The sequence below is a fragment of the Nocardioides sp. WJ219 genome (assembly GCF_058559815.1).
Genome location: NZ_JBZUJV010000007.1, coordinates 142198 through 155490 on the forward strand (window position 1 = coordinate 142198; position 13293 = coordinate 155490).

Annotated in this window: 11 protein-coding genes; 7 read left to right on the forward strand and 4 right to left on the reverse strand. The window is 74.8% G+C overall.

From position 1 onward, the window contains the following. Positions 1–8 precede the first annotated feature (8 nt). Complete coding sequence (locus AC4MBH_RS17350) at positions 9–821, reverse strand: SDR family oxidoreductase (RefSeq protein WP_491796384.1); 813 nt, start codon at positions 819–821, stop codon at positions 9–11. A 127-nt stretch (positions 822–948) separates the two neighbouring features. Next, entirely contained in the window at positions 949–2427 is a 1479-nt protein-coding gene (locus AC4MBH_RS17355; protein ID WP_491796385.1) for a carboxyl transferase domain-containing protein, read from the reverse strand. A 116-nt stretch (positions 2428–2543) separates the two neighbouring features. Here AC4MBH_RS17355 and AC4MBH_RS17360 point away from each other — a divergent pair, with 116 nt between their 5' ends. Together AC4MBH_RS17360 and AC4MBH_RS17365 are read left to right on the forward strand one after the other, a co-directional pair. Then, the gene (locus AC4MBH_RS17360) at positions 2544–3122 is read left to right on the forward strand and encodes a hypothetical protein (RefSeq protein ID WP_491796386.1); all 579 of its coding nucleotides are present in this window, start codon (positions 2544–2546) and stop codon (positions 3120–3122) included. After that, entirely contained in the window at positions 3109–3483 is a 375-nt protein-coding gene (locus tag AC4MBH_RS17365) for a hypothetical protein (RefSeq protein ID WP_491796387.1), read from the forward strand. Before AC4MBH_RS17360 ends, AC4MBH_RS17365 begins: the two co-directional genes overlap by 14 nt. 55 nt (positions 3484–3538) lie before the next feature. Here the strand turns inward: AC4MBH_RS17365 and AC4MBH_RS17370 are convergent, their stop codons facing one another. Both AC4MBH_RS17370 and AC4MBH_RS17375 read right to left on the reverse strand, forming a co-directional pair. Further along, positions 3539–3922 (reverse strand): hypothetical protein, encoded by a 384-nt coding sequence (locus AC4MBH_RS17370; RefSeq protein WP_491796388.1) that lies wholly within the window; start codon positions 3920–3922, stop codon positions 3539–3541. Between the two features lie 9 nt (positions 3923–3931). Next, complete coding sequence (locus AC4MBH_RS17375) at positions 3932–4912, reverse strand: NAD-dependent epimerase/dehydratase family protein (protein WP_491796390.1); 981 nt, start codon at positions 4910–4912, stop codon at positions 3932–3934. Between the two features lie 426 nt (positions 4913–5338). Between AC4MBH_RS17375 and AC4MBH_RS17380 the strand changes: the two genes are divergently transcribed. The 5 genes from AC4MBH_RS17380 to nirD are packed head-to-tail and all read left to right on the forward strand — an operon-like array spanning position 5339 to position 13290. Beyond that, positions 5339–6835 (forward strand): MFS transporter, encoded by a 1497-nt coding sequence (locus tag AC4MBH_RS17380; protein WP_491796391.1) that lies wholly within the window; start codon positions 5339–5341, stop codon positions 6833–6835. Continuing rightward, on the forward strand, positions 6835–8991 hold the full coding sequence (locus tag AC4MBH_RS17385) for a molybdopterin oxidoreductase family protein (protein ID WP_491796393.1): 2157 nt from the start codon (positions 6835–6837) through the stop codon (positions 8989–8991). The genes AC4MBH_RS17380 and AC4MBH_RS17385 overlap by 1 nt, the downstream gene beginning before the upstream one ends. Beyond that, a complete protein-coding gene (locus AC4MBH_RS17390) occupies positions 8988–10409 on the forward strand; it encodes an FAD-dependent oxidoreductase (protein WP_491796394.1) in 1422 nt (473 codons plus the stop codon). Before AC4MBH_RS17385 ends, AC4MBH_RS17390 begins: the two co-directional genes overlap by 4 nt. Beyond that, positions 10406–12934 carry a nitrite reductase large subunit NirB gene (gene nirB / locus AC4MBH_RS17395; protein WP_491796396.1) on the forward strand — a complete coding sequence of 843 codons (2529 nt, stop codon included), beginning with the start codon at positions 10406–10408 and terminating at the stop codon, positions 12932–12934. Before AC4MBH_RS17390 ends, nirB begins: the two co-directional genes overlap by 4 nt. Then, positions 12931–13290 (forward strand): nitrite reductase small subunit NirD, encoded by a 360-nt coding sequence (gene nirD / locus AC4MBH_RS17400; RefSeq protein ID WP_491796398.1) that lies wholly within the window; start codon positions 12931–12933, stop codon positions 13288–13290. The genes nirB and nirD overlap by 4 nt, the downstream gene beginning before the upstream one ends. Positions 13291–13293 lie beyond the last annotated feature (3 nt).

The following is a 13293-nucleotide window of genomic DNA, read 5'->3' on the forward strand; positions in this document are numbered from 1 at the left end:
GGCGGGTCCTAGACCTCGACCGGGCCGACCGCCCAGCCCTCCGGGGAGAGGGGGTGCAGGATCGCGTCGGTGCCGCCGTCGACGTACAGGCAGGTGCCGACCATCAGCGACGCCGCGTCGGAGAGCAGGAACGCGATCGCGGCGGCGACCTCCTCGGGCCGGCCGTCGCGACCGATCGCGGTGGGGTAGTCGGCCTGGAGCGGCCCGAGGACGGGGTCGGCCGCGAGCCGCTCGGTCATCGCGGTCGCGACCTTGCCGGGCGCGACCGAGTTGAGCCGGACGCCGGCGCCGATCCACTCCGCCTTGACGCCCTCCCGCCGCGCCCACCAGGCGAGCGCGGCCTTGCTGGCGGGGTAGACCATCACGGCCTCGACGGCCGAGGCGACCGCGCGGGCCTCGTCCTCGTCCTCGCGCAGGCAGGCGGCCGCGGCCTCGACCGTCCAGCCCGGCATCCCGGTGATCGAGTTCGACGCCACCAGCACCACCGACGCACCGCCGGCCGCGGCCAGCTGCGGCTGCAGGCCGCGCACCAGCGCCACCGCGCCGAAGAAGTTGACCGACACCACCAGCGCCGGGTCGACCCCGGTCATCCCCGCGATGCCGGCCGCCGGCACCACGCCGTGGACGACGTCCGCCAGCGCCCGGACACCGCCGACTGCTGCGCTGCGGCCCTCGTGCGTTCCGAGGTCGGCGGTCACGTGCTCCCCGTCGAGCCCGGCCCGGTCGACGGTGACCACCCGGTGCCCCTGCGCGCGGAGCAGGTCGGTCGTCGCCGCGCCGATCCCGCTCGCCGCCCCACTCACGACGTACGTCCTGGTCATCGGGTCAGGGTAGAACACGTTCTAGCGTGGGCCGGCCGGGCCGCGAGTAACTCACCGTTCGGCGCACTTCCCCGCCCGCATCCGGGCGGGAAAGTCGGTCTCCGGGTGAGGTAGTCGCCACGACCCCTCAGGCGTACCGCCGCGCCCGGTCGGCGGGCGACCCCGGCCCGGTCTGCAGCAGCGCGGCGAGCTCGTGCTCGAGCACTGCGCCCACGCGCTGGCAGAAGGCCTCGGGCTCGTCGGCGGCGTCGGGGCGCTCGGTGACGATGCGGTCGACGACGCCGAGGCGGTGCAGGTCGACGGCGCGGACCTGCTGGCGGCGGGCCATCTCGGGCGCGTGGTCGAGGTCGCGGTGCACGATCGCGCTCGCGCCCTCGGGCGGCAGCGGCGAGAGCCACGCGTGCTGGGCGGCCACGACGCGGTCGGCGGGGAGGAACGCCAGCGCGCCGCCGCCGTTGCCCTCGCCGAGCATCAGGCACAGGGTCGGGGCGGGCAGCGAGACCAGCTCGGCGAGGCAGCGGGCGATCTCGCCGGCCATCCCGCCGTTCTCGGCCTCCGGCGACAGGGCGGCGCCCTGGGTGTCGATCACGGTCACCAGCGGCAGCCCCAGCTCGCTGGCCAGCCGGAACCCGCGCCGCGCCTCGCGCAGCGCCTGCGGACCCATCGGGTGGTCGGCGGTCTGGCCGCGGCGGTCCTGGCCGAGGAACACGCACGGCGCGCCGCCGAAGCGCACCAGCGCGATCAGCAGCCCGGGGTCCTGCTCGCCCTGGCCGGTGCCGTTGAGCGGGACGACGTCGGTGGCGGCGTACCGCAGCAGGCGGCGTACGCCGGGCCGGTCGGGGCGCCGCGAGCGGGTGACGGCGTCCCAGGGGTCGACGTCGGGCACCGGCTCGTCGGGCGGGTCCGGCACGGTCGGCACCCCGGCCCGCGGGGCCATGAGCACGGCCAGGGCGCGGTCGAGGATGTCGGGGATGTCCTCGACGGCGACGACGGCGTCGATGATGCCCTGGGCGTAGAGGTTCTCCGAGGTCTGCACGCCCGCGGGGAAGTCCCTGCCGTAGAGCGCGGCGTAGACGCGCGGCCCCAGGAACCCGACCAGCGCGCCGGGCTCGGCGACGGTGACGTGGCCCAGCGAGCCCCACGAGGCCATCACGCCGCCGGTGGTCGGGTCGCGCAGGTAGACCAGGTAGGGCAGCCCGGCGCTCTTGTGGGCCGCGATCGCCTGCGAGATCCGCACCATCTGCACGAACGCCGGCGTGCCCTCCTGCATCCGGGTGCCGCCGCTGGCCGTCGCCGCGACCAGCGGCAGCCCGGACGCCGTCGCGCGCTCGACCGCCGCCACCACCCGGTCGGCGCTGGCCCGGCCGATCGACCCTGCCAGGAAGCCGAACTCGCCGACGATCGCCGCGATCCGCCGCCCCCGCAGCGAGCCCTCGCCGGTGATGACCGACTCGTCGACGCCCGACGCCTCCGCTGCGGCGGCGAGCTCGGCGGCGTACTCGTCGCTGATGGGGGTGCCGCTCCGGTCGGGAGGCACGTCCCACGACGTCCAGGACCCCTCGTCCAGGACGAGGTCGATCAGGTCTCGGGCGGATGGGCGCGACATGGCGCGCAGGCTAGTCCTCGCGCGTCCCCACGACCGGGCCGTGCCGACCGCAGGGACGCTCGAGCCGCACGGGCGGACGTCTTCCCCGTGGGTGGACGCGCACCTAGGGTGGCGGCATGAAGCCCTTCTCGGGTCTGCTCGTGCTCCTCCTGCTCGCCCTCGTGCCCGGCTCGGCGACGGGAGCGGCGAGCGCCGCGCCGCCGCCCGTGACCACGGGGACCGCCGCGAGCGCCCCCGGCTCCGCCCCGGCGGGCGTCGCGACCAGGGCCGCAGACGGCGCCTACTACGTCGTCGCCCGCGCGACCAACAAGTGCGACTCGGTCCAGGTGCTGCGCCGTGGCACCTACAACGGCACGCGCGGTTGGGGGTACCGCAAGATCGCGCTCAAGCACAACATCAGCAAGATCAAGGTCTGGCGCCGGGTCGTCGAGGCGTCCTGCGGGGCCCCCGAGGGCGGCGTGAGCACCACCTACATCTACCAGGCGCGGATCCTGCACGTGCGGTGCGTGGATGGGGCGTGCACGCCGACCGGTGAGGCCGAGCTGGTCCGCCTGGTGCAGCAGACCGCCAACAACAAGGGCGCGATCACGATGTACTGCGTGGGCAAGGTCAGGTGCCCCGGCTGGGTCAACACCGGCTACCTGCCGAGGTCCGCTGCCGGCCACACGGACGGGATCCGGGTTGTGCCGGCCTGAGGTCGACCAGGTCGACCAGGTCGACCAGGTCGACCAGGTCGACCAGGTCGTCCGGGCCCTCGCCCGGCTGAGCGAGGACCAGGGGCGCAACCACGGTCCCGATGTCGACGTGCTCGACGTGGTGGGCGACGACGCGTCGGTGATGGTCCTCTACCGCCACCGCCACGCCCCTGGCGTCTTCGGCTACCGCCAGGTCGTCGTCGATGGGCCGGCTGACGGATCCCCCGCGGCGAGCGACCTGGCGACCGAGATCTGGTACGCCGAGGTCGAGCCCGTCCCCGACGTGACGGCCACCCAGCCGGTCAACGGCGTGCAGTGGTGGGGCGACCCGCCGTTCCCGGCCCTCGCGCCGCCGGGCTGAGCACGAACCGCCGAGCCGCCGCCGATGACGTCGTGGCGCCGGTGGGCGCCCCCAGTCAGCCGGCGCGGTCGAGGGGGAGGGTGAGCTTGGGGACGCCGCCGAGGCGCTTGGCGTAGCGCACGTGGGCGGCGTGCTCGGCGAGCTTGGCCCACAGGGCGGCGTGGGCGGCCCAGGGGAGCGGGTCGTCGCCGGCGTACCAGCTGTCGCCGAAGGAGACCCACACCGCCGTCCAGGTGGCGGCGTCGTCCCACCCGCCGCGGCGGGCCTCGACGAGGCGGCGGCGTACCTGGAACGCCTGGCGCGGGCCGTCGGCGCAGATCGGGGCGGTCGCGATCGGCCAGACCCAGAGGTCGAGCGGCATCAGGTCGAGCTCGAGCTCACGCAGCATCGCAGGCTCGACCAGCACGGTCGCCACGTTCTGGTGCGGAGCGCGATGCACGCGAGCACGCTAACCCGAATGCCAGGCGGCCAACACCCTCCCCTCGTGCTCGCGGGAGAGGCCGGTGCGGGTGGCGTCGGGGTGGTCGCGGAGCCAGGCGAGGGTGTCGCGGGCGGTGTCGGCGACCGGGCGCGTCGTCAGCCCGGCGGCGTACGACGTCGACACGTCGCGGCCCATCATCCCGTCGTGGTCGGGCCGGGGGAGCCAGAGCGGCAGGCCCTTCTCCCCGGCCCACGGCTCGACGTCGTGCCCGTCGAGGAACGCGCTCGGCACCCAGGTCAGGGTCGCGTCGGAACCGACACCCGCGGCGACCTCGGCCAGCAGGTCGGCGATCGCCGTGGCCGAGCCCGTGCCGTCGTACGTGCCGGTGGTGCGGGTCTCGGCCGCGGTCACGATCCAGGCGGCCAGGTCGCGGACGTCGATCACCTGCACCCGGTCGTCGGGGTCGCCGCCGGCCAGCACCTCGCCGCCCTCGGCGATGCGCTCCGGCCAGTAGGTGAAGCGGCCCGTGGGGTCGCCCGGCCCGACGATGAGCCCCGGTCGGACCAGCATCGAGGACGCCGTGCCCTCCCGGACCAGCTGCTCGCAGCCGACCTTCATCGCGCCGTACAGCTCGGGGGAGGCGGTGGCGTCCTCGTCGGTCAGCACCGGCTCGTGCAGCGGGGTGTCGCCCGGCCCGCCGGGCGTGGCGTCGTCGGCGTAGACGTTGATCGTGGAGACGAAGACCCAGTGCGCGTCCGGGTACGCCGCCACCCCGGCCCGCACCCACGACGGGTGCCGCGCCACGTCGACCACGGCGTCGACCGCGCCGATCTCGCCGACCGGCGCGGGGTCGCCGGCGGCGCGGTCCCAGCGCACGAGCCGGGCGCCGTCGGGCACCGGCCCCGACTCGCCGCGGCAGGCGCAGACCACCTCGTGGCCACGGGCGACGGCCTCGGCCGCCACCGCCTCGGACAGGAACACCGTGCCGCCCAGCACCAGCAGTCGCATGCGCTCCACCGTGGCCGAGCCGGTCGGTGGGGGCAAGCGGTTCTGCTGTCGGCAGCAGCGGCGGTGGTCTCGAGACAGGCCGCTACGCGGCCTTCCTGGACCAGCGTCGGTCACCGTCGGTGCCGGGCTCGCTGGCGCTCACCCGGCTCGACCAGCGTCGACGGTGGTCGAGCCGCGGGGACGAAGTCTCCGCGAGTCGAGACCCCCGCAGCGTGGTCACCTCGCCGGGTCTCGACTCGGGCTCGCTGGCGCTCGCCCGGCTCGACCAGCGTGGGTCGTCGACAGGGCCGTCGTACGGCGCTCGCCCGGCTCGACCCTTGTCGGCCGTGTGAGGTCGTGAGGGACGTGAGGCTGTGAGGTCGCGGTGACACAAGGTTTCCGGTGACGCGCGGCGGGGTGAAACCTGGGTTGCCTTGACTCGGGGGCATGACGACGACTGCCCCGGCGCCCTCCTCGGCCGCCACGCCCGCGGCCCGCCGCGGCTCGCACTGGATCGACGACTGGCGTCCCGAGGACCCGGAGTTCTGGGACAACGGCGGCAAGCAGGTCGCGCGGCGCAACCTGGTGTGGTCGATCTTCGCCGAGCACCTCGGGTTCTCGGTGTGGCTGATCTGGAGCGTGAGCTCGGCGTTCCTGGTGGCGCAGGGGTTCGCGTTCAGCCCCCAGCAGCTGTTCTTCCTCGTCGCCCTGCCCAACCTGGTCGGCGCGCTGCTCCGGCTGCCGTACACGTTCGCGGTGCCGGTGTTCGGCGGCCGCAACTGGACGATGGTCAGCGCCGCGCTGCTCCTGGTGCCCACGCTGCTGTTCGCCTACGTCGTCCAGCAGCCGGGCACGCCGTACTGGGTCTTCTGCGTGATCGCCGCCACCGCCGGCCTCGGCGGCGGCAACTTCGCCAGCTCGATGGCCAACATCAACTTCTTCTACCCCGCCGCCAAGAAGGGCGCCGCGCTCGGCCTCAACGCCGCCGGCGGCAACCTCGGGGTCTCGCTGATCCAGCTGCTGCTGCCGGTCATGGTCGGCGGCGCCGGGATCTTCGGGCTCGTCCAGGCCCGCGAGGGCGGCGTCGACCTGCAGGTCGCGGCCTACGTGTACGCCGTCCTGGCCGTCGTCGCCGTCGTCGCCGCGGCGCTGCGGATGGACAACCTCACCTCGGCGGTGGCCAAGCCGCGCGAGCAGCTGCGCGTGGTGCGCCACCGACAGACCTGGGTGATGTCGTTCCTCTACATCGGCACGTTCGGCTCGTTCATCGGCTACTCCGCCGCGATGCCGTTGTTGATCAAGCTCAACTTCTGGGTGGCCGACCCGGCGCCGCTCGGCACCGGCATCTTCTTCGCCTACTACGCCTTCCTCGGCGCCGGCATCGGGTCCATCACCCGCCCGCTCGGCGGCTGGCTGGCCGACCGGTACGGCGGCGCGCGGGTCACCCTCGGCGCCTTCACCGGGATGATCGTCTTCACGCTCCTGGTGCTCTGGACCCTCACCCAGCTCACGCCCAACCCGACCCAGGACCCGGCCGTCGCGCTCGACAACAAGTCGTGGTTCCCCTGGTTCCTGGCGTTCTTCCTGTGCGTCTTCGCCAGCACCGGCATCGGCAACGGGTCGACGTACAAGATGATCCCGGCGATCTTCCGCACCGAGGCCGTGCGCGCGACGACGCCGCACACGCCGGAGCGCGAGACCGCCGTCCACGAGGCCACCAAGCAGTCCTCGGCCGCCATCGGCGTGATCGGGGCGGTGGGCGCGCTCGGCGGGTTCCTCATCCCGCTGGCGTTCTCGGCGCCGTGGGTCGACGACCCGATGTCCGCGACCAAGGGCGCGTTCCTGGTCTTCACCGTCTTCTACGCCGTCTGCGCGGTCGTGGTGTACGCCGTGTTCCTGCGGCGCGGCGCGGGCGCCACCAGCCTGGCGACCGCTGGGATCTGATGACGACCACGCACTGCCCCTACTGCAGCCTCCAGTGCGGGATGCGGCTGGAGGGGCGTCGCACCCTGGAGGTGCAGGCGTGGCCGGAGTTCCCGGTCAACGAGGGGGGCCTGTGCCGCAAGGGTTGGACGGCCACCGGCCTCCGCGGGCACCGGGAGCGGCTGACCACCCCACTGGTCCGCGACCCCGCGACCGGTGAGCTGCGCGCGGCCGGCTGGGACGAGGCCCTCGACCTGGTCGCGGCGCGGATCACCGCGCTGCAGGCCGAGCACGGACCCGACAGCGTGGCCGTCTTCGGCGGCGGCGGGTTGACCAACGAGAAGGCCTACCTGCTCGGCAAGCTCGCCCGGGTCGCGCTCGGCACCAGCCAGATCGACTACAACGGCCGCTGGTGCATGAGCTCGGCCGCGTCGGCGTCCAACCAGGCGTTCGGGCTCGACCGCGGCCTGCCGTTCCCGCTGGCCGACGTCGAGCAGACCGACGTGCTCGTGCTCGTCGGGTCCAACCTCGCCGAGACCATGCCGCCGGCGGCCCGCCACCTCGACCGGCTCCGCGAGCGCGGTGGCCGGGTGGTCGTCATCGACCCCCGGCACACCGCCACTGCCGACCGCGCCGACCTCGTGGTCCAGCCCGTGCCCGGCACCGACCTCGCGCTCGCGCTCGGCGTCCTGCACCTGCTCGACGCGACCGGCGCCGTCGACGAGGACTACGTCGCAGCCCGCACCACCGGCTTCGACGACGTACGCCGCTCGGTCGCCGCCTGGTGGCCCGAGCGTGTCGAGCGGGTGACCGGCGTCGCGGCCACCGAGGTGCGCGCCCTCGCCGCGCTGCTGGCCGGCAGCCCGCGGGTCACCGTGCTCACCGCCCGCGGCGCCGAGCAGCACTCCCAGGGCACCGCCACCGTCCTGGCCTGGATCAACGTCGCGCTCGCGCTTGGCATGTGCGGCAGGCCCGCGGCCGGCTACGGCTGCCTCACCGGACAGGGCAACGGCCAGGGCGGGCGCGAGCACGGCCAGAAGGCCGACCAGCTGCCCGGCTACCGGATGATCGACGACCCGGCCGCGCGCGACCACGTCGCCGGGGTGTGGGGCGTGCCGGCCGACAGCCTGCCGGGCCCGGGGCGGTCGGCGTACGAGCTGCTCGACGCGCTGGGTACCGACGGTGGGCCGAAGGCGCTGCTGGTGCACGGCAGCAACATCGTCGTCTCGGCGCCCAACGCCACCCACGTCACCGAGCGGCTCGCCGCGCTCGACCTCCTCGTCGTCGCCGACATCGTGCTCAGCGAGACCGCCGCGCTGGCCGACGTCGTCCTGCCGGTGACGCAGTGGGCCGAGGAGAGCGGCACCATGACCAACCTCGAGGGGCGGGTCGTGCTGCGCCAGCAGGCCGTCGCGCCGCCCTCCGGGGTGCGCTCCGACCTCGACGTGATCGCCGGGCTCGCGCAGCGGCTCGGCTCGACCGCGGCGTTCCCGACCGACCCGGAGGAGGCGTTCGCCGAGCTGGCCCGCGCCTCGGCCGGCGGCCGCGCCGACTACGCCGGCATCACCTACGACCGCATCCGCGCCGAGCACGGCGTCTTCTGGCCCTGCCCGGACGCCGCGCACCCCGGCACGCCCCGGCTGTTCGCCGACACCTTCCCGACCCCCGACGGCCGGGCCCGCGCGGTCGCCGTCGACCACGTCGGCGCCGCCGAGCAGCCCGACGGCGACTACCCGCTGAACCTGACCACCGGGCGGGTGCTCGCGCAGTACCAGTCCGGCGCCCAGACGCGCCGCGTCGCGGCCCTGCCCGACGACGGCGTCTTCGTCGAGCTGCACCCGGTGCTCGCGGAACGGATCGGTGCTCGCGACGGCGACCTCGTCGTGGTCTCCACGCGCCGCGGCGAGCTCAAGGCGCCGTGCCGGGTGGTCACCACGATCCGGCCCGACACCGTCTTCGTGCCGTTCCACTGGGTCGGCGCCAACCGGCTCACCAACGACGCCCTCGACCCGTCGAGCCGGATGCCGGAGTTCAAGGTCTGCGCCGCGGCGGTGGCTCCGGTGGGCGCTGGGCCGGGGTTGCCGTTGCCGCGCGATCGAACGGCAACGACAGATCCTGGCCCGCAGGAACTGTCATTGCCGTTCGATCGCGCCGGAACGGCAGGCGCCACCCGATGACCCCGATGACCCCGATGCCCCCACCCACCCCGCCCCGGACCGTCGTCGTCGGCCACGGCATGGCCGCGGTCCGCCTCGTCGAGCTCCTGGTGGCACACGGGGTCACCGGCATCACCGTGGTCGGTGACGAGCCGCACCTGCCCTACAACCGGATCCTGCTGTCGGCGGTGCTGGAGGGCACCCACAGCCCCGATGCGCTCACCCTCCGCTCCGCGCGGTGGTACGCCGACCACGGCGTCGACCTCCGGCTCGGCACCCGGGTGCTCGAGGTCGACCGCGGCGCCGCCGAGGTGGTGCTGGTCGACGGCAGCCGGCTGGCCTACGACCGGCTCGTCCTCGCCACCGGGGCGATCCCGACCCTCCCGCCGATCCGCGGGCTGGTGCGGGTCGACGGCACCCTGCACCCGAAGGTGCACGCGTTCCGCAGCCTCGACGACTGCGCGCGCCTCGACGCCGCGGTGCCCTCCGCCCGCCGCGCGGTCGTGGTCGGCGGCGGGCTGCTCGGCCTCCAGGTCGCCCGGGCGCTCGGCGTGCGGGGGCTGGCGGTCGAGGTGGTCGAGGGCGCGGGGCACCTGCTGCGCAGCCAGGTCGACGCCAAGGCCGGCGCGATCCTGGCCCGCGACCTGCGGCGCCTCGGCACCGAGGTCTACACCGGGTCGCGCGCCACCCGGCTCACCGACGACGGCCTGCGTCTCGACAACGGCCACACCCTCGACAGCGACCTCGTCGTCCTCACCGCGGGCGGGCGGCCGTCCACCGCGCTGGCCCGCCGGGCCGGCCTCGACGTACGCCGCGGGGTCGTCGTCGACGACCGGCTCACCACCAGCGACCCGCGGATCCACGCCCTCGGCGACTGCGCCCAGCGCGGCGACCGCACCACCGGGTTCGTGCCGCCGGCCTGGGAGCAGGCCGAGGTGCTGGCCGCGGTGCTCGCCGGCCAGGACGCGGCGTACGCCGGCAGCCGCGTCGTTGCCCGGCTGCGCGCCACCGGCCTCGACGTCGCCGTGCTCGGCGACCCCGACGCCACCGGCGAGGTGGTCGAGATGACCAACCCGGTGGCCGGCAGCCACCGCCGGCTGGTCGTCGACGACGGCGGCCGCATCGTCGCCGCCACCCTGGTCGGCGACCTGTCGCGCGTCGGCCTGATCACCCAGCACTTCGACCGCCGCACCCGCCTCGCCCCGCACGAGCCCGGCGCCCTGCTGCTGCCCGAGCCCACCGCCGGCCCGCCGGTCCTCGGCGACGACGCCGAGGTGTGCGCCTGCGCCGGTGTCACCGCCGGGCGGGTCCGCGGCTGCGGGTCGCTCGCCGAGGTCGTCGAGACCACCCGCGCGACCACCGGCTGCGGTGGCTGCGCACCCTCCGTCCGCCAGCTCCTGGCGGCCCGCCCCACCCTGGAAGGAACCCCCTCCCGATGAGTCCTCACCTCCGCAGGCAGCTCGTGGTCGTCGGCCACGGCATGGTCGGTCACCGCTTCGTCCAGGCCGCGATCGAGCGCGGCCTCACCGAGACCCACGACGTCGTGGTGATCGGCGAGGAGCCGCGCCCGGCGTACGACCGGGTGGGCCTCACGTCGTGGTTCGAGGTCGGCACCGACGCCCTGTCGCTGCTGCCCGAGGGCCGGTACGACGACCCGCGCGTCACCCTGCGCCTCGGCACCGCCGTGCGCGGGTTCGACCCCGAGACGCAGACGGTGCTCCTCGACGACGGCAACGTGCTGGTCTACGACGAGCTGGTGCTGGCGACCGGGGCGGCGCCGTTCGTGCCGCCCGTGCCGGGCCACGACCTGCCGGGTGCGTTCGTCTACCGCACGATCGAGGACCTCGAGGCCATCCGCGACGCCGCGGCCGGAGCCCGCGTCGGCGCCGTGGTCGGCGGCGGGCTGCTGGGGCTGGAGGCCGCCAAGGCCCTGGCCGACCTCGGGCTCGAGACGCACGTGGTCGAGATGGCGCCGCGCCTGATGGCGGTCCAGGTCGACGACGCCGGCGGCGCCTGCCTGCGCCGCCACGTCGAGGGCCTCGGGCTGGTCGTGCACACCGGCGCGATGACCACCGCGGTGCTCGGCGACGACCGCGTCACCGGCCTCGGCCTGCGCGACGCCGACCCGATCGAGGCCGACCTGGTCGTCTTCTCCGCCGGCATCCGCCCCCGCGACGCCCTGGCCCGCTCCGCCGGGCTCGGGATCGCCGAGCGGGGCGGCGTCCTGGTCGACGAGCAGTGCCGGACCTCCGACCCGCACGTGTGGGCCGTCGGCGAGTGCGCCGCGCCCGGCGGCCGGATGTACGGCCTGGTCGCCCCCGGCTACGCGATGGCCGAGGTGGCGGTCGACGCGCTCGTCGGCGGCGACGGCGCCTTCACCGGCGCCGACACCTCCACCAAGCTGAAGCTGATGGGCGTCGACGTGGCGTCGTTCGGCGACGCCTTCGCCGCCACCGAGGGCGCGCTCGAGCTCGTCTACGCCGACGCCGTCGCCGGGGTGTACAAGAAGCTGGTCGTCAGCGACGACGGCACCCGCCTGCTCGGCGGCGTGCTGGTCGGTGACGCGTCGGCGTACGGCGTGCTGCGGCCGATGGTGGCCACCGCGACCAGCCCCGGCCTGCCGCTGCCGGCCAACCCGGAGGAGCTGATCCTGCCCGTCACCTCCGGTGGCGCCGGGGTCGTGCTGCCCGACGAGGCCCAGGTCTGCTCGTGCAACGACGTGAGCAAGGCCGACGTCGTCGTGGCCGCCGACGACGGCACGACCACCCGGGCCGGCTCGACCTGCGGGTCGTGCAAGTCGCTGGTCAAGAAGATCATCGAGGACCACTTCGCCGCCCAGGGCAAGGTCGTCGACCGCAGCCTGTGCGAGCACTTCGCGCTGACCCGCCAGGAGCTGTTCGAGGTGGTCGCGGTGCACGGCCACACGACGTACGACCAGGTGCTCGACCGGCACGGCGCCGGCGGCCGCGGCTGCGACGTCTGCAAGCCGGCCGTCGCCTCGATCCTGGCCAGCCAGCTCGGCCACCACGTCCTCGGGGGCGCCAACGCGGTCGTCCAGGACACCAACGACGCCTATCTCGCCAACATCCAGCGCAACGGCACCTACTCGGTCGTGCCCCGCGTGCCCGGCGGCGAGATCACGCCCGAGGGCCTGATCGTCATCGGCGAGGTCGCCCGCGACTTCGGCCTCTACACGAAGATCACCGGTGGCCAGCGCATCGACCTGTTCGGCGCCCGGATGGAGGAGCTGCCCGCGATCTGGCAGCGGCTGGTCGACGCCGGGTTCGAGTCCGGGCACGCCTACGGCAAGTCGCTGCGCACCGTGAAGTCGTGCGTCGGGTCGACCTGGTGCCGCTACGGCGTCCAGGACTCCACCGCGCTCGCCATCGACCTCGAGCTGCGCTACCGCGGGCTGCGCTCGCCGCACAAGCTCAAGGGCGGCGTCTCCGGGTGCGCCCGTGAGTGCGCCGAGGCGCGGTCGAAGGACTTCGGCGTGATCGCCACCGAGAAGGGCTGGAACCTCTACGTCGGCGGCAACGGCGGCGCCACCCCCGTGCACGCCCGGCTGCTGGCCGGCGACCTCGACACCGAGACGCTGGTGCGCTACCTCGACCGGTTCCTCATGTACTACATCCGCACCGCCGACCGCCTCCAGCGCACCGCCCCCTGGGTCGACTCCCTCGACGGCGGTCTCGACCGGGTGCGCGCCGTCGTCGTCGACGACGTGCTGGGGCTGGGCTCGGAGCTGGAGGCCGCGATGGCCCGGCACGTCGACGGCTACTTCGACGAGTGGCGGGCGACGCTCGACGACCCCGAGAAGCTGCGCCGGTTCGTCTCGTTCGTCAACGCTCCCGACGTGCCCGACCCCAGCATCAGCTTCCGCGACGAGCGCGGCCAGCAGGTCCCGGCCGACGCCACCGGGCCGGTCGGTCTCGGCTCGACCATCCCCGTGGGGGCACCGTGACCACCGACCAGCGGGAGGCGACGTACGTCACGGTCTGCCGGGTCGACGACATCGGCCGCGAGGGCGGCGTGCTCGCGCTGGTGGGCGACGAGGCCGTCGCGGTCTTCCGCACCCACGACGACGAGGTGCTCGCGCTGTCTCCGTGGGACCCCTTCGGGCGAGCCTGCGTGCTGGCGCGTGGGATCGTGGGGACGCGAGGCGGTGTCCCGTACGTCGCCTCGCCGCTGCTCAAGCAGGGCTTCGACCTGCGCACCGGGCAGTGCCTCGACGACCCGGAGGTGCGCGTGCCGACCTACGACGTGCTGGTCCGCGACGGCCTGGTGCTGGTCGCGGCGGGGGCGGTGGCGCGGTCGTGACCG